The sequence below is a fragment of the Psychromonas aquatilis genome (assembly GCF_038155185.1).
GTDB classification, from domain to species: Bacteria; Pseudomonadota; Gammaproteobacteria; order Enterobacterales; family Psychromonadaceae; genus Psychromonas; species Psychromonas aquatilis.
This window is the reverse complement of the sequence record NZ_JBAKAZ010000049.1, coordinates 1-23,627: the sequence shown is the minus strand read 5'-3', so window position 1 is coordinate 23,627 and position 23,627 is coordinate 1. Positions and strand designations below refer to the sequence as shown.

Genomic DNA, 23,627 nt, shown 5'->3' with positions numbered 1-23,627 from the left:
GATATTTTTAAACAATCAGAAAGTCGATACTAGGTGTGCTTTGCTAGACGCTTACAGTAAAATGTAACAAGGTAAAGAGCGAAGTGCTTTGTTTTATTGACTACTACATCTACAAGGGAGGCTAAAAAAGGAGTCGCAGAACTTCTCCGCTCATAATACTAAGCTAACGCTTAATTCGCCCACCGCCCCAAAGTCAAAACAAGGTTCCTGAAAGTGAGTAGGACTAGCGTTAATAAATGGGTGAGTATCTATCTAAGCGAAGGGTGAAAAGTATATGCTTTAGGGATTGGATGAACTGACCAGTTAATTTTACAGATTGGTATAATACGCCATTCACAAAGTCTACACACAAAACAAGCAGGCTGAAGCCAGTGCCCCCTAAAGATATGTCGTAACTTCCACTGATGTCGATAACACACCAAAAATGCGTCGTTATTAACAATAAACTACGAAACACGTTCTGTAGTTATCTCTATCTTTTCAGTAATGTAGAAAGATTCTCTTTCACGCATAAAAACTATAAAGAGTAACGTTACTTGAGGGATAGTACTCGATGATAGTAGAAACAAGTACCTACGTCTTTACAGGTATAGTGCCACCTTCACGTATAGCGAAACATGATACGTAAAAGATTTTAATAAATAACACTTTCCTTAACCCATAAAAAAAGAGAGCCTAAGCTCTCTTTTTTGAATGTAGTTTAAAACTATAAAGAGTAATTATTACTCGATGATAGTAGAAACAACACCAGCACCTACAGTACGGCCACCTTCACGGATAGCGAAACGTAGACCTTCATCCATAGCGATTGGACCAATTAGTTCAACAACGAACTTAAGGTTATCACCAGGCATTACCATTTCAACACCTTCTGGAAGCTCAACAGCACCAGTGATGTCAGTTGTACGGAAGTAGAACTGTGGACGGTAACCTTTGAAGAATGGAGTATGACGACCACCTTCATCTTTACTTAGTACGTATACTTCAGATTCGAACTTAGTATGTGGCTTGATTGAACCAGGCTTAGCTAGAACTTGACCACGTTCAACGTCTTCACGCTTAGTACCACGTAAAAGAACACCAACGTTCTCACCAGCACGACCTTCGTCAAGCAGTTTACGGAACATTTCAACACCAGTACATGTAGTAGTAGTCGTTTCTTTAAGACCAACGATTTCTACAGACTCACCAACTTTGATGATACCGCGCTCAACACGACCAGTAACAACAGTACCACGACCAGCGATTGAGAATACATCTTCAATAGGAAGGATGAATGGCTTATCGATATCACGCTCTGGCTCAGGGATGTAAGAATCTAGTGCGTCAGCAAGTTCAATGATCTTGTCTTCCCACTCAGCTTCACCTTCAAGCGCTTTAAGAGCAGAACCAAGGATAACTGGTAGGTCATCACCTGGGAAGTCGTATTCAGAAAGAAGTTCACGAACTTCCATTTCTACTAATTCTAGTAGCTCTTCATCATCAACCATGTCACATTTGTTTAAGAAAACAACTAAGTGTGGAACACCAACTTGACGAGAAAGTAGGATGTGCTCACGAGTTTGTGGCATAGGACCATCTGTAGCAGCAACAACTAAGATACCACCATCCATTTGAGCAGCACCAGTGATCATGTTTTTAACGTAATCGGCGTGTCCAGGACAGTCTACGTGTGCGTAGTGACGCGTATCTGTATCGTATTCGATGTGAGAAGTATTGATTGTAATACCACGTTCACGCTCTTCTGGAGCATTATCGATTGAAGAGAAATCTTTAGTGTCGCCACCAAATTTCTTAGTTAATACAGCAGAGATTGCAGCTGTTAAAGTAGTTTTACCATGGTCAACGTGGCCAATTGTACCAACGTTTACATGCGGTTTATTACGTTCAAATTTTTCTTTAGACACAGTGTGTACCTTCTTTATCAGTAAATACCTCTCCACATGCCATCACATGGAAAGGCGTTAGTTTAATTTATTTTTTATTTCGCTTCAATAATTGCGTTAGCAATTTTTTTAGGCGCATCGGCATATTCTAAAAATTCCATCGAATAAGATGCTCGACCCTGCGTTGCTGAACGAACTGCGGTAGCATAACCGAACATTTCAGACAGCGGTACCTTAGCATGAACGATTTTAACGCCACCAGGGCCATCGTCCATTCCTTCAATAATACCTCGACGACCATTAAGATCCCCGACTACAGTGCCCATCCATTCTTCTGGAGTAGTTACTTCCACTTTCATCAGAGGTTCAAGAATTGTTGCATCAGCTTTTAATGCACCATCTCTGAAACCCATCATGGCAGCAATTTTAAAGGCCATTTCGCTAGAGTCAACCTCATGGTAAGAACCATTTAGTAAAGTGACTCGAACGTCAAGCATTGGGAAACCAGCAAGCACACCTTGGTTCATTTGTTCTTCACAGCCTTTGCTCACTGCTGGAATGTATTCCTTAGGAATAACATTGTCAGCGATTTCGTTCACAAATTCAAAACCAGCACCATTTTCAAGTGGCTCTAATTTTAACTGGACATGGCCATAATGGCTAGGTCCTTCACCTTGACGAATAAATTTACCTTCGATCTCAACCGATTTACGGATGGTTTCACGGTAAGCTACTTGTGGATTACCCACGTTACAGTTCACGGAGAACTCGCGACGCATACGGTCAACAATGATATCAAGGTGAAGCTCACCCATACCAGAGATCAGTATTTGTCCAGACTCTTCATTCGTTTCAACACGGAATGAAGGATCCTCAGCAGAAAGTTTATCTAGTGCTAGCGCTAATTTATCTTGGTCAGCCTTAGTTTTAGGCTCAACCGCAATCTGGATAACCGGTTCAGGAAAATCCATACGCTCAAGTATAATATTCTGTCCAGCAACACAAAGCGTGTCTCCCGTAGTGACGTCTTTAAGGCCAACCGCAGCGGCGATATCACCAGCGCGAACCTCTTTGACTTCCTTACGTTCGTTAGCGTGCATCTGTACGATACGCCCTAAACGCTCTTTCTTGCCTTTAATAGGATTATAAACTTGGTCACCAGACTTAACTACGCCTGAGTACACACGCATAAACGTTAACGTACCCACGAATGGGTCTGTTGCAATTTTAAATGCGAGTGCGGCAAATGGTGCATCATCAGAAGCAGGACATTCAATCTCTTGTTCATTGTGGGCATTGATAGCTTTAATAGCCTCAACTTCCACTGGAGAAGGTAAATAGTCTATAACTGCATCAAGTACTGCTTGAACACCTTTATTTTTAAAGGCGCTACCACAAGTCGCTAATACAATTTCGTTATTTAACGTACGAATACGTAAACCTGCTTTGATTTCTTCTTCTGAAAGCTCACCTTCTTCAAGGTATTTTTCCATCAGTTCATCATTTGCTTCTGCAGCTGTATCTACTAGCTCTTCGTGCAAAGCTTGCGCTTGTTCTAGTAGATCAGCAGGGATTTCATTATATTCAAATGTCATCCCTTGATCTGCATCGTTCCAATTAATTGCTTTCATTTTAATGAGGTCAATAACCCCTTCGAACGCTTCTTCCGTACCAATATTCAAATGAATAGGTACACAAGTAGCGCCAAGGCGATTACGAATTTGCTCAAGCACAGCCTCAAAGTCAGCCCCTGTTCTGTCCATCTTGTTAACAAATACAACACGTGGAACGTGGTATTTGTTAGCTTGACGCCATACAGTTTCTGATTGAGGTTCTACACCTGATGTGCCACAGAAAACAACTACTGCACCATCTAACACGCGTAAAGAACGTTCAACTTCAATAGTGAAGTCTACATGCCCAGGTGTATCAATGATATTAATGCGGTGCTGCTTATACTGGTTTTGCATGCCCTGCCAGAAAGTAGTAGTCGCAGCAGACGTGATAGTAATACCACGCTCCTGTTCCTGCTCCATCCAATCCATTGTTGCTGCACCATCGTGTACTTCACCAATTCTGTGAGATACACCTGTGTAGAACAATACACGCTCTGTAGTAGTAGTTTTACCTGCATCGACATGAGCTACAATACCGATATTACGGTAGTGCTCAATAGGAGTTGTACGTGACAATGCAATGTCCTTTTTTTAAATAAAGCTTTGTGCAAATAGAAACGAAATAGCACAAGTAAACTTGTGCTAAGAATTTTCTACCAACGGTAGTGAGCAAACGCTTTGTTTGCATCAGCCATACGGTGAACGTCTTCACGTTTCTTAACCGCAGAACCTTTGTTATCTGCTGCATCTACTAGCTCACCAGCTAGACGTAATGCCATTGATTTTTCACCACGCTTACGAGAAGCATCAACTAACCAACGCATTGCTAACGCATTACGACGAGAAGGACGAACTTCTACAGGAACTTGGTATGTTGAACCACCAACACGACGAGATTTAACCTCTACGCTTGGGCGGATGTTTTCTAATGAAACTTCAAAAAGTTCCATTGGGTCTTTGCCGCTTTTAGCAGCAGCTGATTCTAATGCACCGTAAACGATTTTTTCTGCAATAGATTTTTTTCCGTCAACCATTACTACGTTAACGAATTTTGTTAGGATTTCTGATCCAAACTTAGGATCTGGTAGTACTTTACGAGTAGCTACGACGCGTCTTCTTGGCATCTTATTATCTCCGTGCGCTTCAGGATTTTACCCAAAACATATTAAAATTAAATAGTGTTTGTTTGGCCTTACTTACGGAAAGTATTAAGATTTAGGCTTTTTAGCACCGTACTTAGAACGACCGTTACGACGTGCTGCAACACCTGAAGTATCAAGTGCACCACGAACTGTGTGATAACGAACACCCGGTAAATCTTTTACACGACCGCCGCGGATCAAGATTACACTATGCTCTTGCAAGTTATGGCCTTCACCACCGATGTACGAAGTTACTTCGAAACCGTTAGTTAGACGTACACGAGCAACTTTACGCATTGCCGAGTTAGGTTTTTTTGGTGTAGTAGTATATACACGAGTACATACACCACGTTTTTGCGGACACGCTTCTAGCGCAGGAACGTTAGTTTTTTGAACTTTGTCCTTACGCGGTTTGCGTACCAATTGTGAAATTGTTGCCATTGTTAAATAGCTCCTAATGTGTGTGTGAAAAATCAAACCCTAAAGATTAGGGTCGCAAGAGTTTACGCTGATTAGAATCCGGAGTCAATATTTAGACGATTGTGTTTTTCTTCACATAAATAGAAAGTATTTTTAAACCAGGAGGGGCTTATTAAAAAAGAGGAATATTCGCTCAGACTACCAAGCGATTTGACTTTTACATTGAACGGCTAACTCTACAAACTTTTTATAATCAATAATTTCACCAACGTTTGTATCTATATCACGTGATTTCAGATCTGCTTCTAATAAAAATAAACGCCCTTGCTTATGAAGCGCTAATAAAGCCTGTTGGTAAGGGGTTGTACTCTGTCCAATTATCACTGCATCATTGATCAATAATAAAATATCATCGTCTGACAAGCGCTCTAAGCAATGTTGTAATGAAAAATGGTTAAATGGTGATTCGCTAACAGTGTGTAATATCATTTAAAAGCTCATTAATTGATCTTGCATCTCAAGTTGTTTTTTAAGCTCATTTGTACTTAGCAGTGTAGCTTTAATAACTAATTGGTCTAGTGAGAAGCCTCGCTCTTGTAAGGATTTCTCACATACATAAATTTGTTCAACGTCATAAAGCGCTAACATTTGTAACATCGGCTGAAAGTTTTTCTGTAAAACTAAATTTGCATCGTGTTGACCGACTAACTGATAAACACCATCTCCGATAAAAAAAACACTAAGTGACTCATTAAAAGCAGATAATGCCAAAGTAAGATCTAATGATTCGCGTGCTGTTGTGCTGCCTAACGGAGATTGACGATTAATAATTCCTATCTTCTTTTCCATATTTACCTAAACTGCACTAAACGATCACAACTTGCAGATAACTCAGCTAACTGCCCTAACCCACTTAAAACAAAAGGATGTTTAAGATTATAGTTGGAAAGTGCTAACTGCTCTGCTTCCTCTTTACTGACAATACCCCGCCTTAAAGCAGCAGAGACGCAAACTTCAAGGGGAATATCGTACTGTAAAGCTAACTCAGCCCAGCGCGTTGTTAAATTCACTTCATCGCTGGCTGGGTTAATTAAGTCATTTGCTGTTAGTACACCATCTAAGTAAAAGAAAACGCCACAAATTTGATGACCTGCTTGTACAGCAGCTTCACAAAATTGGTAAGCAGTAGCGGCTTTTTGACTACTAACAGGATTAGCAGTCACTAACAGCGAAAATTTAATACACTTATTTTCAGACATATATTATTAAGCAGTTGTATAAGCAACAGCTTCAACTTCAACTAATACATCTTTTGGTAAACGTGCAACTTCGATACATGAACGAGCAGGCGCTAATTCAGCAAAGTATTTTCCGTAAACTTCGTTAAATGCAACAAAGTCATTCATATCTTTAATAAAACAAGTTGTTTTAACAACAGTACTTGCAGAAGCACCCGCTTCTTCTAATACGGCCATTAGGTTTTTCATTACTTGTTCAGCTTGCTCAGTAACACCACCTGCAACCACTTCCATTGAAACAGGATCTAGTGGGATTTGACCAGATGTAAATACTAGATTACCTAATTGATTTGCTTGTGAATATGGGCCAATTGCTGCAGGTGCTTTTTCTGTATTGATAATTGTTTTAGTGGTCATGAGGGACTTCCTTTGTGAATGAAATTTCGAGCCATTATATTGAAGTAGAAGCGCCATAAAAACAAGACTAAAACGAACACTATTTATGTTCAATGCTCTACTAATATGTCAATCTTTAACAAAATAATATCTGAAAAATATAACTCGACTTGAGTGTAACCAAAATCAATAATTTTCACGCTCGTGGTAAGGCGCTAATGCCTCTTTAGTTGTTAATATTAAATACACTGATAAAAGTGTCTATTCAAAGTCCATTTTTGTGGTTATACCAATTATATTAAATAAGTGATCTAAATTTTGCGCAGAAAAAATGACTGAGTTCAAGGCGTAATTTGAGTTAAATAGTTGTTCTATTTGCGAAAATTACAACGAAGAAATAAGTTATTTTAACAAGTAAAATAGATCAGTTAATTAGTGTGATTGGTATTAACACCCTTCCCTATTAACTTCACTGCGCCATACTTATAACTTGACCAACGGCAAAGCAAAGATAGATCTTAAATTTTAGATATAAAAAAAGGTGCCGAAGCACCTTTTTTAGACAATATAAATTATATTGCTTGATTACTCACCAAAATCAACCGCGTTTAGTAAGTCTGCTAAGTTTTGCTCAGCAGCTTCAACATCGATGATTGGCTCTTCAACTACAGGCTCAAGCTCTTTTGCTTTATCAGCAGCGCGTGAACGATGATGTGCAAAACCAGTACCAGCAGGAATCAGACGACCTACGATTACATTCTCTTTCAAGCCATGTAATTGGTCACATTTACCTGCAACAGCAGCTTCCGTAAGAACACGTGTTGTTTCTTGGAAAGATGCAGCTGAAATAAATGATTCAGTTGCTAGTGATGCTTTAGTAATACCTAGTAACTGGTATTCAAACTTAGCAAGAATCTTACCTTCAGCTTCAAGCTTACGGTTCTCAATGATAACGCGTGCAACTTCAGCTTGCTCGCCCACTAAGAATGACGTATCACCTGCATCGGTAATGATACATTTACGTAGCATTTGATTAACGATAACTTCAATGTGTTTATCATTAATTTTTACACCTTGTAAACGGTATACTTCCTGTACTTCGTTTGTGATGTAGTTAGCCACTGGGCTAATACCACGTAGACGAAGGATGTCATGAGGAGACTCAGGACCATCAGAAATAACCTCACCTTTTTCAATCTTCTCACCTTCGAAGATGTTTAGGTGACGCCATTTAGGGATCATCTCTTCATATACATCACCGTCAGGTTTAGTAATCACTAAACGACGTTTACCTTTGGTTTCTTTACCAAATGATAATGTACCAGAAACTTCCGCAAGGATAGCAGCATCTTTAGGCGTACGTGCTTCGAATAAATCGGCTACGCGAGGTAGACCACCCGTGATATCACGAGTTTTCGAACTTTCTTGTGGAATACGTGCAACCGCATCACCAACTCGTACTTTAGCACCATCTTCTAGACTAACAATCGCTTTTGCAGGTAGTGCATATTGCGCAGCAACATCAGTACCAGGAATGAATAGATCATTACCTTTAGCATCAACTAGTTTAGTCATAGGACGCATTTCTTTACCAGCACTTGGACGTTGTGCAGGGTCAATAACAACAATACTAGATAGACCAGTTAGTTCATCTGTTTGTTTATCAATTGTTACGCCTTCAATGAAGTCTAGGAACTCGATAGTACCTTCCACCTCAGTGATGATTGGATGCGTATGCGGGTCCCAGTTAGCGATGATTTCACCAGCTGAGATAGCTTCGCCATCTGCTTTTTCAAGTACAGCACCGTAAGGTAGACGGTGATTTTCTTTGGTACGACCTAGTTCATCGATTACTGTCAATTCAGTAGAACGAGATGTGATAACGACTTTGTTATCAGAGTTAGTTACAAACTTAGCGTTATGTAATTTAACTTTACCTGTGTTCTTAACTTGAATATTGTTTTCAGATGCAGCTCGAGATGCCGCACCACCGATGTGGAACGTACGCATCGTTAACTGTGTACCCGGTTCACCGATTGATTGTGCAGCCATAACACCAACAGCTTCACCTTGACCAACCATGTGTCCACGAGCCAAGTCACGGCCGTAACATTGTGCACAAGCACCGAAGTCAGTGTTACAAGTAATTACAGAGCGAACCCATACTTGGTCAACAGATGCTTCTTCGATTAAGTCACATTTTTTCTCATCAAGTAATACGTTACGTTCGATAAGTACTTCGTTCTCTGTACCTGGTTTAATGATGTCACGAGCAACAACACGACCTAGTACACGTTCACGAAGTGGTTCAACAACGTCACCACCTTGAATCAACGGCGTTACTAGTAGACCTTCTTCACTACCACAATCTTCTTCTGTGATAACTAAATCTTGTGCAATATCAACAAGACGACGAGTTAGGTAACCCGAGTTTGCTGTTTTAAGTGCGGTATCGGCTAGACCTTTACGTGCACCATGCGTCGAGATAAAGTACTGAAGTACGTTTAGACCTTCACGGAAGTTAGCTACGATAGGTGTTTCGATGATTGAACCATCCGGTTTAGCCATCAGACCACGCATACCCGCTAGCTGACGAATCTGAGCGGCACTACCACGTGCGCCCGAGTCGGCCATCATGTAAACACTGTTAAATGAATCTTGCTGAACTTCTTCACCTTTCGCTGTTAAGACTGTGTCTTTAGAAAGGTTTTCCATCATCGCTTTAGCAACTTGCTCATTCGCACTTGCCCAGATATCGATAACTTTGTTGTAACGCTCACCCGCAGTAACAAGACCAGCTTGGAATTGCTCTTGGATTTCTAGTACTTCCGCTTCTGCTTCGTCAACTAATGTTTTCTTAGCATCTGGGATAACCATATCGTTGATACCAACAGAGGCACCCGATAATGTAGCGTACTCAAAACCTGTGTACATTAATTGGTCAGCAAAGATAACTGTATCTTTAATACCTAATAGACGGTAACAAGCATTCAATACGTTAGAGATTGCTTTTTTGCCCATGTTTAGGTCAATATGCTCGAACGGTAAACCTTCAGGCATAATTAACGATAAGATGGCACGACCAATCGTCGTTTCAACTAAACCAGTTGTTGATGTACGAGATTTATCTTCAGCAATGTGTACTTGCGTCATACGAACTTTAACAATTGCTTGTAAGTCAGCAACACCGGCACGGTATGCTTTTTCAGCTTCTTTGGCATTTTGGAAGTACATGCCTTCACCACGTGCATTAATGCGCGTACGAGTCATGTAGTACAAACCAAGTACAACGTCTTGAGAAGGTACGATAATCGGATCACCATTTGCAGGTGATAGGATATTATTCGTAGACATCATCAAAGTACGTGCTTCAAGCTGCGCTTCAATTGTTAACGGTACGTGTACCGCCATTTGGTCACCATCGAAGTCGGCGTTGTATGCCGCACAAACTAATGGGTGTAATTGAATCGCTTTACCTTCGATTAGTACAGGTTCAAACGCTTGGATACCCAATCTGTGAAGTGTTGGTGCACGGTTAAGTAGCACTGGATGTTCACGGATAACACCTTCTAGAATATCCCAAACTTCACCACCTTCACGGTCAACTAATTTCTTAGCAGCTTTGATAGTAGTCGCAAGACCTAATGCTTCTAACTTACCGTATACGAATGGTTTGAATAGCTCTAATGCCATCTTCTTCGGAAGACCACATTGATGTAAACGTAGAGATGGGCCAACTGTGATTACAGAACGACCAGAGTAATCTACACGTTTACCTAGTAAGTTTTGACGGAAACGACCTTGCTTACCTTTGATCATATCTGCAAGCGATTTTAGAGGACGTTTGTTAGAGCCAGTGATAGCTCGGCCACGACGACCATTATCTAATAACGCATCAACAGATTCTTGTAACATACGTTTTTCGTTACGTACGATGATATCTGGCGCAGCTAGTTCTAGAAGACGTTTTAGACGGTTATTACGGTTAATAACACGACGGTATAAGTCATTTAGATCAGAAGTAGCGAAACGTCCGCCATCTAGTGGTACTAGAGGACGTAAATCAGGTGGAAGTACTGGTAGTACAGTTAAGATCATCCACTCTGGTTTATTTGAAGACTGGTGGAAAGATTCAACCAATTTCAAACGTTTAGTCAGTTTCTTACGACGTGTTTCTGAATTAGTTGTTTCTAATTCTTCACGCATACCTTTAATTTCATGCTCAAGGTCAAGGTCTTTAAGTAATGCAAATACGGCTTCAGCGCCCATCATTGCATCAAACTCATCGCCCCATTGCTCTAGGTTATCTAGGTACTCTTCTTCAAGCAGGATTTGGCCACGCTCAAGATCAGTCATACCTGGTTCAACAACCACGAATGATTCAAAGTATAAAATACGTTCGATATCACGTAGCGTCATATCTAGCATTAAGCCGATACGAGACGGAAGTGATTTAAGGAACCAAATGTGTGCAACAGGTGATGCTAATTCGATGTGTCCCATACGGTCACGACGAACTTTAGCTTGAGTAACCTCAACACCACATTTTTCACAAATAACACCACGATGCTTAAGGCGTTTGTATTTACCACATAAACATTCGTAATCTTTGATTGGACCAAAGATACGCGCACAGAATAAACCTTCACGTTCAGGTTTAAAGGTACGGTAGTTAATTGTTTCAGGCTTTTTAACTTCACCAAAAGACCACGAACGGATCATTTCAGGTGATGCTAAACCGATTTTAATACCATCGAATTCTTTGGTTTTATTTTGTTGCTTTAAAAACTTGAGTAAGTCTTTCACGCTACTCTCCCATTAGGAGTTAAAACTAGGTGCCTCAACAAACAAGGCACCACATATGTACTTCAGCCGACTGCTATTGCTTAGCCGTTTTCTTCATCTAACTCGATGTTGATGCTTAATGAACGGATCTCTTTCAACAATACGTTGAATGATTCAGGCATGCCAGGTTCCATTCTATGGTCACCGTCAACGATGTTTTTATACATCTTAGTACGACCATTCACATCATCCGATTTAACCGTTAGCATTTCTTGAAGAGTGTAAGCGGCACCGTATGCTTCTAGTGCCCATACTTCCATCTCACCGAAACGCTGGCCACCGAACTGAGCTTTACCACCAAGTGGTTGCTGAGTAACCAAGCTGTAAGAACCTGTTGAACGCGCATGCATTTTATCATCAACCAAGTGGTTAAGTTTTAACATGTACATGTAACCAACAGTTACTGGACGTTCAAATGGGATACCCGTACGACCATCTGTTAGTTGTAATTGACCAGATTCTGGTAAATCAGCTAACGTTAGTAGTTCACGAATTTCACTTTCCCATGCACCATCAAACGCAGGTGTAGCAACAGGTAAACCTTTATAAAGGTTCTTAGCTAAACGCAATACAGCATCATCATCGAAGTCATTTAAGTCTACGTGACAAGGTGCTTTACCAAATGAGTAAAGTTTTTGTACGTAGTCACGTACTTTGCCGATTTCTATTTCACGTTGATCTTTGATCATACGCTCTAGTTTTTCACCAACACCTTTACAAGCAAGACCTAAATGCGTTTCTAGGATCTGACCGATATTCATTCGTGATGGTACACCCAGTGGGTTAAGTACAACATCAACAGGAACACCAAACTCATCGTGAGGCATATCTTCCACAGGAACGATGTTAGAAACAACACCTTTGTTACCATGACGACCAGCCATTTTATCACCAGGCTGTAGACGACGACGCACTGCTAAGTAAACCTTAACAATTTTTTGTACGCCAGGCGCTAAATCATCACCCTGTGTAATCTTACGACGTTTAAGGTCGAACTCTTTATCGTAATCGGCTTTAACTTCATCATATTGAGCATTGATTTGGTCTAAGTTTGTTTGTTTCTCATCATCAGAAAGTACGATATCAAACCACTGTGCTTTAGGCATTTGTAGTAGACGCGCTTCTTCTTGACCAGCAGACACTAATAATCTCAGTGCTTTTTCGTATATTGCGTTTTCTAAGATCTTGAACTTTTCAGTTAAATCTTTTTTCGCAGCACGTAATTGCATCTCTTCGATTTCTAATGCACGTTTATCTTTTTCAACACCATCACGCGTAAAGACTTGAACGTCAATTACTGTAGCGTATGTAGAGTTAGATACACGTAGTGAGCTGTCTTTAACATCAGACGCTTTCTCACCGAAGATTGCACGTAATAGTTTTTCTTCTGGCGTAAGTTGTGTTTCACCTTTAGGTGTTACTTTACCTACTAAGATATCACCTGGTTTAACTTCAGCACCTACATAAACAATACCAGATTCATCTAGTTTGCTTAATGCAGATTCACCAACGTTAGGGATATCCGCAGTGATCTCTTCTGTACCCAGTTTTGTTTCACGTGCAATACATGAGAACTCTTGGATATGGATCGTAGTGAAACGATCTTCTTGAGATACACGCTCAGAAATAAGGATTGAATCCTCAAAGTTGTAACCATTCCAAGGCATGAAAGCAATTTTCATGTTTTGACCAAGTGCTAAATCACCCATATCAGTCGATGGACCATCGGCTAATACGTCACCGCGAACAATTGGCTCGCCAGGTTTACACGTTGGTTTTTGGTTAATACAAGTATTCTGATTCGAACGAGTGTATTTAGTTAAGTTATAGATATCGATACCCGCTTCACCAGCTAGTAACTCATCATCAGCAACTTTAACAACGATACGAGATGCATCAACATAATCGATTACACCACCGCGTTTAGCGATAATAGTAACACCAGAGTCGATAGCAAGACGACGTTCGATACCTGTACCTACTAACGGCTTATCAGCACGTAATGTTGGTACGGCTTGACGTTGCATGTTCGCACCCATTAAGGCACGGTTAGCATCATCATGCTCTAAGAACGGGATAAGTGACGCAGCAACAGAGATAATCTGTTGTGGTGACACATCCATGTAATCGATATCTTCAGGGCTCATAAAGGTTGTTTCACCTTTATGACGACATGGAATCATCTCTTCGTTTAGCATACCATTTTCGTCAATACTTGCAGATGCCTGTGCGATAACGAAAGTACCTTCTTCGATAGCTGATAAGTATTCAACACGTTCTGTTGGTTTACCATCTTCTACCTTACGGTATGGTGTTTCTAAGAAACCGTAACTGTTAGTACGTGAGAACGTTGCTAACGAGTTAATAAGACCGATGTTTGGTCCCTCAGGTGTTTCGATTGGACATAAACGACCGTAGTGAGTTGCGTGAACGTCACGTACTTCAAAGCCTGCACGTTCACGTGTTAGACCACCAGGACCTAATGCTGAGATACGACGCTTATGTGTTACTTCTGATAACGGGTTATTTTGGTCCATGAACTGAGACAGTTGTGAAGAACCAAAGAACTCTTTAACAGCAGCAGAAATAGGTTTTGCATTGATCAGATCTTGCGGCATAGTTGCATCAAGGTCGCCTAAAGATAGACGCTCTTTAACGGCACGTTCAACACGTACTAAACCAACACGGAATTGGTTTTCTGCCATTTCTCCTACACAACGAATACGACGGTTACCAAGGTGATCGATATCATCAACTTCGCCATTACCGTTACGGATATCGATCAGTGTTTTCATTACACTTAAGATATCTTCGTTAGATAAGATACCAGGACCTTCATCGCCATCAATACCAACACGACGGTTGAACTTCATACGACCTACTTTAGATAAGTCATAACGTTCTTCAGCAAAGAATAAGTTTTGGAATAGACCTTCAGCAGCATCTTTTGTTGGTGGCTCACCAGGACGCATCATACGGTAGATTTCTACTAACGCTTCTAAACGGTTAGTTGAAGAATCAACACGTAATGTGTCAGAAATGAATGCACCACAATCTAATTCATTCGTATAAATTGTTTCGAATGTTTTAATGCCTGATTGCGCAAGTTCAGCTAATAATTCTAATGTAAATACATCATTTGCATTAACAATAATTTCGCCTGTTTCACTACTAATGTAGTCTTTTGCTGAAACTTTACCTTCTAAAAATTCTAATGGAACTTCAAGGTTTTTAACGCCATCTTTCTCAAGTTGACGAATATGACGAGCGGTAATACGCTTGCCAGCTTCAACATAAGTTGTACCTTTACTTACAATATCAAAGTTGAACTGTTCACCACGTAGGCGGTCAGCAATCAATGCCATTGTAATTTTACCACTTTTGATAACAAACTCAGTTGTATCAAAGAAGAGGTCTAGTATTTGTTCTGTTGTGTACTCAAGCGCACGTAGGATGATAGTCGCTGGTAATTTACGACGACGGTCAATACGTACAAATAAGTTATCTTTTGGATCGAACTCAAAATCCAACCAAGAACCACGGTAAGGGATAACACGTGCGTTATATAACACTTTACCCGAACTGTGTGTTTTACCTTTATCATGGTCAAAGAAAACACCAGGAGAACGGTGTAATTGAGAAACAATAACACGCTCTGTACCATTGATTACAAAGGTACCATTTTCTGTCATGAGGGGCATTTCACCCATGTAAACTTCTTGCTCACGAATATCTTTAATCGTTCCTGCAGGTGCATCACGATCGTAAATAACAAGACGTAATTTTACACGCAAAGATGCAGAGTATGTTACTCCGCGGATTTGGCATTCTTTTACATCAAAGACAGGATCACCTAAGCGGTAACTTACATATTGTAGTTCCGACGTGCCTGAATAACTAGCGATAGGGAAGATGCTGTTAAAGGCAGCTTCAAGACCAACTTCTCCAGTTAGATCGACTTCAATGAATCGTTTGAATGAATCAAGTTGAATTTCCAACAAGTATGGTTTTTCCATAACTTGTGGACGTTTCCCAAAATCCTTACGAATACGTTTTTTCTCAGTATAAGAGTAACCCATGTGGTTCCTTTGCTCGCTGATAAAATTGGTCATAGCTGTCCGACTTCATTATTTCACGAGTCTGACAACGGCGGCACATTATTTTGGTGTTAATGATATTCAATAATTTAACGCCTTCATATTGGCCTGTTTTTAAGGCGCAGCTTATCTCGCTGACTTACTATGAAAGTGGGTAATTATAACATCATCTTAAGCGTCCGATGACCGTAACAAATAATGAAAAATCACGGTATCCTATAGCGCAAAAAGGCCGGTGATTAAATAATCACCAGCCAATGCCATTTTCATGGCTAATAAATTAGAGAGTCTAACTTATTTAAGTTCAGCAGTAGCACCGATTTCTTCTAGTTCTTTCTTGAATGCTTCAGCTTCGTCTTTCGAGATGCCTTCTTTCAATACAGCTGGGCAAGATTCAACAGCAGCTTTAGCTTCTTTCAGGCCTAGACCTGTGATGCCACGTACAGCTTTGATTGCTTTAACTTTGTTCTCACCGAATGCAGTAAGTACTAGGTTGAATTCAGTTTGCTCAGCAGCAGCTTCGCCGCCAGCAGCTGGACCTGCAGCTACAGCAGCAGCAGCAGATACACCGAATTTTTCTTCCATTGCTTCGATTAGTTCAACAACTTCCATTACAGAAAGTTCTGCAACAGCATCAATGATTTGGTCTTTAGTAAGAGACATGAGTCAATTCCTATATATAGATTATAAAATGGTATTACAGCAATTACGCTGCAGATTCTTCTTTCTGGTCGCGTAAAGCAGCCAGAGTACGTACAAGTTTGCCAGCTGCAGCTTCTTTCATAGTAGCCATCAGTTTCGCAATTGCTTCGTCGTAAGTTGGTAATGTCGCTAAACGGTCAATTTGAGCGGCTTCAATAAATTCGCCTTCAAATGCTAATCCTTTAACTTCAAACTTTTCGTTTGCTTTAGCGAAGTCTTTTAAAAGACGTGCTGCAGCACCCGGATGTTCGTTTGAAAATGCAAGGATTGTAGGACCAGTAAACGTTTCTGCCAGACATGCAAAGTCTGTACCTTCAACTGCGCGACGTGCTAACGTGTTACGAATAACGCGTAAAAACACACCGTTCTCACGTGCTTTAGCACGAAGTTCAGTCATTGCACCTACTGTTACACCGCGTGAATCGGCAGTTACAGCAGACAGAGCGCCTTTAGCAGCTTCGTTGACTTCAGCAACAATAGCTTGTTTGTCTTCGAGTCTTAATGCCATTTGGTTTTACTCCTGGATTCCACTAGGTTTCACCCTAGATAAACACCCTCACCTAATGGTGAGGCACTATTTTGGTTACGGATCCAGTAGAATAATCTTTCTGGGGTCCGGTACCGTCTACGCAGGAAATTAAGTTAATTCAAAAAATTAACTCCTGCGGTCTAAGAAGAGACCTAAGGCCCTCCAAAGTAAGGTCGCATATTATACAAGCAATATGCGGCCTTGTATAGTCACTAAATGATTAATCACTCAGTGACTATAAAAAAATTACGCTACTACTGTAACTAAAGACGCTTGGTCAACTTTTAGACCAGCACCCATAGTTGTAGATAGAGAAACTTTCTTGATAAATTGACCTTTCGCAGCAGATGGTTTTGCTTTTTTAAGCGCAACAAGAAGTGCTTCTAGGTTTTCTTTAATTTGTTCAGCAGAGAATGTCGCTTTACCGATAGTAGAGTGGATAATACCATTCTTATCAGTACGGTAACGAACCTGACCAGCTTTAGCATTTTTAACTGCTTCAGCAACATTAGGTGTAACAGTACCTACTTTCGGGTTAGGCATTAGGCCACGTGGACCTAAGATTTGACCTAATTGACCAACAACACGCATCGCGTCTGGTGATGCAATTACTACGTCAAAATCCATCTCGCCAGCTTTAACTTGAGCAGCAAGATCATCCATACCAACGATATCTGCACCAGCTTCTTTAGCTGCTTCAGCGTTTGCGCCTTGAGTGAACACAGCAACACGAACTTCACGTCCAGTACCGTGTGGTAATACAGTAGCGCCACGAACATTTTGGTCACTACGTCTTGCATCAACACCTAGGTTAACTGCAACATCGATACTTTCACTGAATTTTGCTGTAGCAAATTTTTGTAAAAGAGCAACTGCTTCATTGATTTCGTATTCTTTAGTTCCGTCAACTTCTGCACGGATAGCTGTCATGCGTTTAGATAATTTAGCCATTGTATTAACCCTCTACTTCCAGACCCATAGAACGAGCAGAACCCGCAATACAACGTACCATCGCTTCAAGATCGGCACCCGTTAAATCAACTTCTTTCGCTTTAGCGATTTCTTCTAGTTGAGCAACAGTAACTTTACCAACTTTATCTTTGTTAGGAACGCCAGAACCAGATTTGATACCAGCAGCTTTCTTAAGTAAGTAAGAAGCAGGTGGAGTCTTAGTTTCGAATGTGAAAGAACGATCAGCATATACTGTAATTACTACAGGAACTGGTGCGCCTTTTTCTTGAGATTCTGTTTTTGCGTTAAACGCTTTACAGAATTCCATGATGTTAACACCGTGTTGACCTAGAGCTGGACCAACTGGTGGTGACGGGTTTGCCATACCAGCTGAAACTTGCAGCTTGATATATGCGGTTACTTTTTTAGCCATGATATATTACCTTTGTTTGGGTATAACGCTGAATCTATCAGCTTCCCGTAAAAACGTAAGCGATTGCATTATTACAATCTACTTGCCAACTTGACTTAATAATTTTAAAAATTAAAGTTATCAAATAAATTGGGCGGCGAATTATAACTGAAAGGAAACCTTTAAGACAAGATCTTTTGGTGTTTTTTTAATCTAAAGCTTCAAGCCTATTTTATTTTTTATTTAAAAAAAAAGCCGATAAGGAAATCCTTATCGGCTTTTTCATAACTGACATTGTCAGCTAGATTAATTTTTTTCTACTTGAGAGAACTCTAGGTCAACCGGCGTTGCACGTCCAAAGATAGACACAGACACTTTTAAGCGGCTTTTTTCGTAATCCACTTCTTCTACAGTACCAGAGAAGTCAGCAAATGGACCGTCTGTAACACGTACCACTTCACCCGCTTCAAACAATGTACGAGGACGCGGTGTATCATGAGACTCTTGTAAACGATTTAAGATGTTATCAACTTCTTTTTTAGAGATCGGTGCAGGACGTTCTGCAGTACCGCCAATAAAGCCCATAACACGGTCGATACTTTTCACTAAGTGCCAACTATCATCGTTCATCGCCATTTCTACTAAAACGTAACCTGGGAAGAACTTACGCTCACTTTTACGTTTTTGGCCTGCACGCATCTCAACCACTTCTTCAGTTGGTACTAAGATTTGACCAAAATGCTCTTCCATTTCGTTTAAACGGATGTGTTCGATTAATGTTTTTTGTACACGTCCTTCGTAACCAGAAAAGGCTTGTACGACATACCATCTCTTTTTTTGAACTTCTTCAGTCATAATAAACCCTTAAATTGAAATAGAAGTAGTAATAAATGAAACTACTCGAACAAAGATGCCATCTAGGCCCCAAAGTACTAAACCACAAATAAATGAGACAACTAATACAATAAGTGTTGTTTGTACTGTTTCTTGACGAGTTGGCCAAACTACTTTGCGTACTTCAAGACGCGCATCTTTTGCAAAACCAAGAAATGTTTTGCCTTTTTCAGTAAATGCAGCAGAAACAAACGCTAGAGCCGTTAATGCTAAAAGCACTAACACACGTAATACGATGTGTGTTTGCTCGCCATATAAAGAATTACCACCAACAACTGCAACTAAAAGTAGTACTGTTATAGTCCATTTTAGCCAATCAAGTGAGCTTTTGCTGTTTTCAGAATTTACTGTACTCATTACGCTTATATCCACTGTTAAAATTAATAATACCGATCTTAGCATTTGTTGCTAAGAGGTAAAACAACCACTTTTATTTAGTCATTGTTTAAATAGGCGAAGATTGCTTTTATATTAAGCAAAGATACACCTAAAAATAAAGCACGTAAGTATAAGGATTTTTCTTCCTTTTGTAACCTGAAAAAACATAAAAAGCGGCATTCTTATTGATAAACCTCAAACATGCGTATTTATTTTCAATATTGCAAGTAACATAAAATGATAATTAAGGTCCCCTCTTAAAACAAAAAAACTGATTTTTTTAAATAAAAAACCATCATTGTTTGCTGGATAACCCAGAGGAATTTTTAGCCAATATTAATAACACATTAAATACTCTCGCTTTAACCAACAAAATTTTTCACTTCCTGTTAAAATAATAAAAATTATTACTTTAAGTGAGTCCCTATGAAATTATTAGTACGTAACCTTGCAAAATCAACCACAGAAGAAAAACTATTAAGCCTTTTTAAAGAATACGGTAATGTACAGTCATGTAATCTCGTACTAGATAAAGATACGGGTCTTTCAAAAGGTTTTGCTTTTATAGAAATGCCAAAAGTAGGTGAAGCGAAAGTAGCAATAAAAGAACTGAACAGTTATAAGTTAGCGGGCAACTTTATACGAGTAAAAAAAGCTGATACTAAAAAAACAGAAGCAAAAGCAGAATCGACAATGGTAGATCCAGCGAAAGTTTGGGAACAAAACAAAGACTAACATTTAGTATTAAATGATATGGCTAATATCGACTGTTCCCCTTTTAATGGTTAAATCAGTCATTACATTAAAGCCTGTAAAGCTTGTTGTCTTTACAGGCTTTAATTTTTAAATTACTTAACCATTATGCCAAAGCTTGTTCAAAATCAGCAATTAAGTCTGCTGTGTTTTCAATACCAATTGAACAACGGATCATATTCTCGCTAATTCCCATTTCTTGACGCAATTGTAATCCCATCTCAAAATAAATCGTTGGTGCGACAGGTAGCGCTAAAGTGCGATTATCGCCTAAGTGCGTTGCACTGATCACTAGATTTAATTTATTCAAAAATTCACAACAATCAATTCCATCAATTAAATCAAAGCTTAAAAGAGCCCCAAAGCCATTAAATAATGATTTAGCGCGTTGATGCTGAGGATGATCGCTTAACCCTGGGTAATAAACTTTTGCTACGTTAGGGTGTACTTGTAAAAGCTCTGCCAGTGCCATTGTATTGGCAGCTTGACGTTCCATGCGTAACTCCATCGTTTCACTACCGACAGAAATCAGATGTGCGCCCTGAGAGCTTAAACAAGCGCCCATATCACGTAACCCCTTTTTCTTGATCTGGCTTATTCCCCATAATTTACTATCACCTTTACGGTAAGCTTCGAAAATATTTGGGTACTGCTCCCAATCAAATAAACCGGTATCTGTTACAGACCCGCCCATCGCATTACCATGGCCAGCAACATATTTAGATAATGAGGTAACAATTAAACTTGCTTTAACGTTTCGTGCATCAAATAAGTAACTCGAAGTGATCGTGTTATCAATAACGTAAACGAGTTTATTTTGATCACAGAACTCGCCGATTTCATCTAATGCACTTACCTGTGTTACTGGATTTGCAATCGTTTCTACAAACACCATTTTAGTATTAGACTTTAAAGCTGCACTAACCTCATTAATATCCGTCGCATCAACTAAAGTGACCTCAATACCGTAACCTTCTAATGTACCTAACAAAGAAGTGGTATTACCAAATAGAAAGCGACTACAAATCAAGTGGTCACCAGATTTTAATAAGGTTAGAAATGTCGCAACAATTGCAGACATACCACAAGAGAATACGGCCGTTGCTACGCCGTTATCCATTTTTTGAATTTTTTTACATAAAGCATCGAGTGTTGGCGTTGAAGAACGAGCATATGCATGCCCTGGCTGCCCTTGAAACACATCGATTAATCCCTGAACATCCTTAAACCCATATGGAACTGAATTATGAATTGGCGCATGAACAGCCCCTGCCTCTAAACCTAATTGATGATCGGAATGCACTATTTTTGTGGTAAAACCTAACGCTGTCATTTGATATCCTTGTTTTTATTCTGAATAATGAGGGGTTGGATGTAAAGCTTTATAAAATCTAACGTATTATGCCAAATTAAGAAGAATTTATCATCAGCTCCCGAAGGAAATAAATTGAAATCCAACATAATTAGTATTTTAATATTTTTAGTCGGTCTAAGCACTTCATACCTCGCCTCTGTCTATTTCACGCACAAAGAAATAGATAAACATAATCAAGAAATGCAAATCATCAGTAAAACCATTAGCTTTAATATCCGCTACAGCATTGAAAATGATGCGGAAAAAATACAGTTATTAGTAAGGCACTGGCAGTCAATAAATGAATTAAACCGACACTGGGAAGGTGATACTCAAATATTAAAACGACAAAACAAATTTATTACTAAAATAAAGTTGTTTCCTGTTATCGAAGAAACTGCATTTAATTTACCTAATAATGCGCTGATCAGAGCTGACAATGATATTCAAAGACATAGCCAGCTTAGAGCACGTAATAATTTACCTATGGAAAGCAGTAAGGTAATACCCTCTTTTATTTACACTAATCAGGTTGATTATAGAAATGAATATATGGTGGAGCTTGCTTTGCAATTTCCAGTCGTAATGGACAATATATTAGTTGCTTATGTTGAAGTATCAATCGATCTTGCTAATTTTTTGCGCAATAAATTGGATACCTACCAAATAACAAATCCGTTTTCTTTATCTGAAAATGGCTTAACACTATTCAGCACCTTACCTGAAAAAATATCAGAAGATAATATTACCCAAAAAATCATGTTGCCTTTTTACGGGCATGACTGGATATTATTAATTTCATCTGAATTACCTCAGCCAAATAAAAACCTGTATTTATTATTATCATTACTTGTTTCTTTTCTTCTTGCTGTGACGGTCAAGTTATTAATGCTTAACCACGCTTTACAGAAACAAAATAAATTTAACCATAACAAAATAAAGCACATCGATAGCGAATACCGAAATAATCAAGCCAAATTAATACAATCCAATAAATTAGCTTCATTAGGTGAAATGGCTTCAGGTATCGCCCACGAAATTAATCAACCACTACAGATCATTTGTATTCATACTGACCTGTGTGTCCAAAACTTAACGATTGGTAATTACAACTTAGTAGAAAAAAGCTTTAAAGCAATAATAGAACAAAGTGAGCGTATTGAAAAAATAGTAAAACAAGTAGGGAGTTTTGGACGGGACAGTGAATTAGATGCTTACCAAAAAGAAGACCCTAATAATATCTTTAATAATGTAATAGACATCGTATTAAGCCAATATAACCAGGACAATGTAGAATTACGACAAATCATACACCGCCCACTACCTTTATTATTTTGCAATAAAACACAAATAGAGCAAGTGTTAATTAACATCTTAATTAATGCACGCGACGCAGTTGAAACTTGCGAAGAAAAAACCGTGTTCTTGAAAGCTCATGTGCAAGGAGAAAACCTCTATATACAAGTTTCAGACTCTGGAATAGGAATTGATCCTCATAAAATAAATAACATCTTTACCCCCTTCTATACCACTAAGCCTATAGGTAAAGGTACAGGTTTAGGACTATCTATTAGTTATTCTATTATTGCTCAACATAAAGGAAAAATAGAAGTAACAAGTGAAATAGGAAAAGGCAGTGTCTTTACAGTCATCATCCCCATCGAAAAATATACCAATCAACGCGTCTAATACCAATCTAAGTAAAAGTATGATCTAATTGATTTATCTATTACGATTAAAGCGACTCAAGATCGAACATATAAAAAGACAGATTTTAAAGTACTTGCCCGTAAGCAAACTTCATTACAAATGAAAGTATGCTTACGGGCTTTAGCACACTTTAAAGATGGGCATTCACGAACCCAAATTGCTCAGTTCCTAAAAGTGAGTAGCACTAGCGTTAATGAATAGGTGAGTAGCTATCTAAGCGGAGCAGTATTGACGTTCGCTTCGGGGCGCTGACTTTAGTCTCCCCGCTTGCATCAAAGTAAAAAACCAAAACAAACCTCATCTA

General features: G+C 39.3%; 19 protein-coding genes. 2 read left to right on the top strand and 17 right to left on the bottom strand.

Going from position 1 to position 23,627, the window contains the following annotated elements:
- Positions 1–722 precede the first annotated feature (722 nt).
- The 16 genes from tuf to secE form a co-directional block, all read right to left on the bottom strand.
- Positions 723–1,907 (bottom strand): elongation factor Tu, encoded by a 1,185-nt coding sequence (gene tuf / locus V6256_RS11940; RefSeq protein WP_341598447.1) that lies wholly within the window; start codon positions 1,905–1,907, stop codon positions 723–725.
- 74 nt (positions 1,908–1,981) lie between these two features.
- Entirely contained in the window at positions 1,982–4,078 is a 2,097-nt protein-coding gene (fusA, locus tag V6256_RS11935) for an elongation factor G (protein WP_341598446.1), read from the bottom strand.
- Between the two features lie 77 nt (positions 4,079–4,155).
- Positions 4,156–4,626, bottom strand: coding sequence for a 30S ribosomal protein S7 (rpsG, locus tag V6256_RS11930; protein WP_341598445.1), 471 nt, complete (start codon positions 4,624–4,626; stop codon positions 4,156–4,158).
- Between the two features lie 84 nt (positions 4,627–4,710).
- A complete protein-coding gene (gene rpsL, locus V6256_RS11925) occupies positions 4,711–5,085 on the bottom strand; it encodes a 30S ribosomal protein S12 (RefSeq protein ID WP_341598444.1) in 375 nt (124 codons plus the stop codon).
- A gap of 177 nt (positions 5,086–5,262) precedes the next feature.
- Positions 5,263–5,553, bottom strand: a complete 291-nt coding sequence (tusB, locus tag V6256_RS11920; RefSeq protein WP_341598443.1) for a sulfurtransferase complex subunit TusB — start codon at positions 5,551–5,553, stop codon at positions 5,263–5,265.
- Positions 5,554–5,913 carry a sulfurtransferase complex subunit TusC gene (gene tusC, locus V6256_RS11915; RefSeq protein ID WP_341598442.1) on the bottom strand — a complete coding sequence of 120 codons (360 nt, stop codon included), beginning with the start codon at positions 5,911–5,913 and terminating at the stop codon, positions 5,554–5,556.
- Positions 5,914–5,915: 2 nt separating this feature from the next.
- Positions 5,916–6,323 carry a sulfurtransferase complex subunit TusD gene (gene tusD / locus V6256_RS11910; protein WP_341598441.1) on the bottom strand — a complete coding sequence of 136 codons (408 nt, stop codon included), beginning with the start codon at positions 6,321–6,323 and terminating at the stop codon, positions 5,916–5,918.
- Between the two features lie 6 nt (positions 6,324–6,329).
- Positions 6,330–6,719 (bottom strand): RidA family protein, encoded by a 390-nt coding sequence (locus V6256_RS11905; RefSeq protein WP_341598440.1) that lies wholly within the window; start codon positions 6,717–6,719, stop codon positions 6,330–6,332.
- A gap of 564 nt (positions 6,720–7,283) precedes the next feature.
- On the bottom strand, positions 7,284–11,504 hold the full coding sequence (rpoC, locus tag V6256_RS11900) for a DNA-directed RNA polymerase subunit beta' (RefSeq protein ID WP_341598439.1): 4,221 nt from the start codon (positions 11,502–11,504) through the stop codon (positions 7,284–7,286).
- A gap of 80 nt (positions 11,505–11,584) precedes the next feature.
- The gene (gene rpoB / locus V6256_RS11895; RefSeq protein WP_341598438.1) at positions 11,585–15,622 is read right to left on the bottom strand and encodes a DNA-directed RNA polymerase subunit beta; all 4,038 of its coding nucleotides are present in this window, start codon (positions 15,620–15,622) and stop codon (positions 11,585–11,587) included.
- Between the two features lie 312 nt (positions 15,623–15,934).
- Positions 15,935–16,303, bottom strand: a complete 369-nt coding sequence (gene rplL / locus V6256_RS11890; protein ID WP_341598437.1) for a 50S ribosomal protein L7/L12 — start codon at positions 16,301–16,303, stop codon at positions 15,935–15,937.
- A 43-nt stretch (positions 16,304–16,346) separates the two neighbouring features.
- On the bottom strand, positions 16,347–16,850 hold the full coding sequence (gene rplJ, locus V6256_RS11885; protein ID WP_341598436.1) for a 50S ribosomal protein L10: 504 nt from the start codon (positions 16,848–16,850) through the stop codon (positions 16,347–16,349).
- A gap of 267 nt (positions 16,851–17,117) precedes the next feature.
- The gene (gene rplA / locus V6256_RS11880) at positions 17,118–17,822 is read right to left on the bottom strand and encodes a 50S ribosomal protein L1 (protein ID WP_341598435.1); all 705 of its coding nucleotides are present in this window, start codon (positions 17,820–17,822) and stop codon (positions 17,118–17,120) included.
- 4 nt (positions 17,823–17,826) lie between these two features.
- The gene (gene rplK / locus V6256_RS11875) at positions 17,827–18,255 is read right to left on the bottom strand and encodes a 50S ribosomal protein L11 (protein ID WP_341598434.1); all 429 of its coding nucleotides are present in this window, start codon (positions 18,253–18,255) and stop codon (positions 17,827–17,829) included.
- Between the two features lie 285 nt (positions 18,256–18,540).
- The gene (gene nusG, locus V6256_RS11870; protein WP_341598432.1) at positions 18,541–19,089 is read right to left on the bottom strand and encodes a transcription termination/antitermination protein NusG; all 549 of its coding nucleotides are present in this window, start codon (positions 19,087–19,089) and stop codon (positions 18,541–18,543) included.
- 9 nt (positions 19,090–19,098) lie between these two features.
- The gene (gene secE / locus V6256_RS11865) at positions 19,099–19,485 is read right to left on the bottom strand and encodes a preprotein translocase subunit SecE (RefSeq protein ID WP_341598431.1); all 387 of its coding nucleotides are present in this window, start codon (positions 19,483–19,485) and stop codon (positions 19,099–19,101) included.
- Positions 19,486–19,932: 447 nt separating this feature from the next.
- Here secE and V6256_RS11860 point away from each other — a divergent pair, with 447 nt between their 5' ends.
- Positions 19,933–20,241, top strand: a complete 309-nt coding sequence (locus tag V6256_RS11860) for an RNA recognition motif domain-containing protein (RefSeq protein ID WP_341598430.1) — start codon at positions 19,933–19,935, stop codon at positions 20,239–20,241.
- A gap of 124 nt (positions 20,242–20,365) precedes the next feature.
- Here V6256_RS11860 and V6256_RS11855 read toward each other — a convergent pair whose 3' ends face one another.
- Positions 20,366–21,592: a cystathionine gamma-synthase family protein gene (locus V6256_RS11855; RefSeq protein WP_341598429.1), complete on the bottom strand. Its 1,227-nt coding sequence runs from the start codon at positions 21,590–21,592 to the stop codon at positions 20,366–20,368.
- Between the two features lie 114 nt (positions 21,593–21,706).
- Between V6256_RS11855 and V6256_RS11850 the strand changes: the two genes are divergently transcribed.
- Positions 21,707–23,302: a sensor histidine kinase gene (locus tag V6256_RS11850; protein WP_341598428.1), complete on the top strand. Its 1,596-nt coding sequence runs from the start codon at positions 21,707–21,709 to the stop codon at positions 23,300–23,302.
- Positions 23,303–23,627 lie beyond the last annotated feature (325 nt).

What these genes read in the sequence shown, in the direction of transcription:
- rpsG (WP_341598445.1), bottom strand. Translation starts at nt 4,626, where the DNA reads ATGCCAAGAAGACGCGTCGTAGCTACTCGTAAAGTACTACCAGATCCT.
- rpsL (WP_341598444.1), bottom strand. Translation starts at nt 5,085, where the DNA reads ATGGCAACAATTTCACAATTGGTACGCAAACCGCGTAAGGACAAAGTT.
- tusB (WP_341598443.1), bottom strand. Translation starts at nt 5,553, where the DNA reads ATGATATTACACACTGTTAGCGAATCACCATTTAACCATTTTTCATTA.
- tusC (WP_341598442.1), bottom strand. Translation starts at nt 5,913, where the DNA reads ATGGAAAAGAAGATAGGAATTATTAATCGTCAATCTCCGTTAGGCAGC.
- tusD (WP_341598441.1), bottom strand. Translation starts at nt 6,323, where the DNA reads ATGTCTGAAAATAAGTGTATTAAATTTTCGCTGTTAGTGACTGCTAAT.
- V6256_RS11905 (WP_341598440.1), bottom strand. Translation starts at nt 6,719, where the DNA reads ATGACCACTAAAACAATTATCAATACAGAAAAAGCACCTGCAGCAATT.
- rpoB (WP_341598438.1), bottom strand. Translation starts at nt 15,622, where the DNA reads ATGGGTTACTCTTATACTGAGAAAAAACGTATTCGTAAGGATTTTGGG.
- rplL (WP_341598437.1), bottom strand. Translation starts at nt 16,303, where the DNA reads ATGTCTCTTACTAAAGACCAAATCATTGATGCTGTTGCAGAACTTTCT.
- rplJ (WP_341598436.1), bottom strand. Translation starts at nt 16,850, where the DNA reads ATGGCATTAAGACTCGAAGACAAACAAGCTATTGTTGCTGAAGTCAAC.
- rplA (WP_341598435.1), bottom strand. Translation starts at nt 17,822, where the DNA reads ATGGCTAAATTATCTAAACGCATGACAGCTATCCGTGCAGAAGTTGAC.
- rplK (WP_341598434.1), bottom strand. Translation starts at nt 18,255, where the DNA reads ATGGCTAAAAAAGTAACCGCATATATCAAGCTGCAAGTTTCAGCTGGT.
- nusG (WP_341598432.1), bottom strand. Translation starts at nt 19,089, where the DNA reads ATGACTGAAGAAGTTCAAAAAAAGAGATGGTATGTCGTACAAGCCTTT.
- secE (WP_341598431.1), bottom strand. Translation starts at nt 19,485, where the DNA reads ATGAGTACAGTAAATTCTGAAAACAGCAAAAGCTCACTTGATTGGCTA.
- V6256_RS11860 (WP_341598430.1), top strand. Translation starts at nt 19,933, where the DNA reads ATGAAATTATTAGTACGTAACCTTGCAAAATCAACCACAGAAGAAAAA.
- V6256_RS11855 (WP_341598429.1), bottom strand. Translation starts at nt 21,592, where the DNA reads ATGACAGCGTTAGGTTTTACCACAAAAATAGTGCATTCCGATCATCAA.